A 1,389-nucleotide genomic window follows, 5' to 3' on the forward strand; every position below is an offset into this window, starting at 1 on the left:
ATATCTATTTTTTGTCTGATCTGACAATCAACGATATGATTTTTTTGCGATTTTTACACAAGGTGGAGATTAGCGGACTCGAACCGCTGACATCCTGCTTGCAAAGCAGGCGCTCTACCAACTGAGCTAAACCCCCATCAGTCAGTTATCAGGTATCAGTTACCAGTTATCAGCTTTTTACTGACTACTGTTGACTGTTGACTGTTAACTGATTTCAGGTGGGCCATCCTGGACTCGAACCAGGGACCTCACCCTTATCAGGGGTGCGCTCTAACCACCTGAGCTAATAGCCCATTATCCGAACCAAATCTATAGTTTGAGAGCTTCAACAAATATTCGCGACCGACCTAGGAATGACCAACTCAGTATCTAATTGCGATTTGCTTTCGATGTTTGAGTGGATTCGGTCTCCCTAAAAGGAGGTGATCCAGCCACACCTTCCGGTACGGCTACCTTGTTACGACTTCACCCCAGTCACCAGTCCTGCCTTCGGCATCCCCCTCTGCGAACAGTTGGGGTAACGACTTCGGGCGTGACCAGCTTCCATGGTGTGACGGGCGGTGTGTACAAGGCCCGGGAACGAATTCACTGCAGTATGCTGACCTGCAATTACTAGCGATTCCGACTTCACGCAGGCGAGTTGCAGCCTGCGATCTGAACTGAGCTACGGTTTTGTGAGATTTGCATCACATTGCTGTGTAGCTGCCCTTTGTCCGTAGCATTGTAGTACGTGTGTAGCCCAAGACGTAAGGGGCATGCTGACTTGACGTCATCCCCACCTTCCTCCGGTTTGTCACCGGCAGTCTCTCTAGAGTGCCCAACTTAATGCTGGCAACTAAAAACGAGGGTTGCGCTCGTTGCGGGACTTAACCCAACATCTCACGACACGAGCTGACGACAGCCATGCACCACCTGTGTTCGCGCTCCCGAAGGCACTCTCTCCTTTCAGAGAGATTCGCGACATGTCAAGTCTTGGTAAGGTTCTTCGCGTTGCATCGAATTAAACCACATACTCCACCGCTTGTGCGGGCCCCCGTCAATTCCTTTGAGTTTCACACTTGCGTGCGTACTCCCCAGGCGGGATACTTAACGCGTTAGCTCCGGCACGGCTCGGGTCGATACGAGCCACGCCTAGTATCCATCGTTTACGGCTAGGACTACTGGGGTATCTAATCCCATTCGCTCCCCTAGCTTTCGTCCCTCAGTGTCAGTTGCGGCCTAGTAGAGCGCCTTCGCCACTGGTGTTCTTCCTGATATCTACGCATTCACGCTCACNGATCNNCCCCTAATCCCCTGTCGTGCCTTGTAGTTTCCACTGCTTTTACCTAGTTAAGCTAGGTTCTTTAACAGCAGACTTACATAGCCACCTGCGGACCCTTTACGCCCAAT

The 1,389-nt window shown here is 51.3% G+C and carries 2 tRNA genes and 1 other annotated feature; both genes read right to left on the reverse strand.

The features are described 5' to 3' along the window. Nucleotides 1-63: 63 nt before the first annotated feature. Nucleotides 64-136: transfer RNA gene (locus NSP_RS15755), tRNA-Ala, on the reverse strand. An 83-nt stretch (nucleotides 137-219) separates the two neighbouring features. Then, nucleotides 220-293: transfer RNA gene (locus NSP_RS15760), tRNA-Ile, on the reverse strand. 122 nt (nucleotides 294-415) lie between these two features. Then, nucleotides 416-1,389 (reverse strand) — a sequence feature (16S ribosomal RNA rRNA prediction is too short).

It is taken from the genome of Nodularia spumigena CCY9414 (genome assembly GCF_000340565.2).
GTDB classification, from domain to species: domain Bacteria; phylum Cyanobacteriota; class Cyanobacteriia; order Cyanobacteriales; family Nostocaceae; genus Nodularia; species Nodularia spumigena.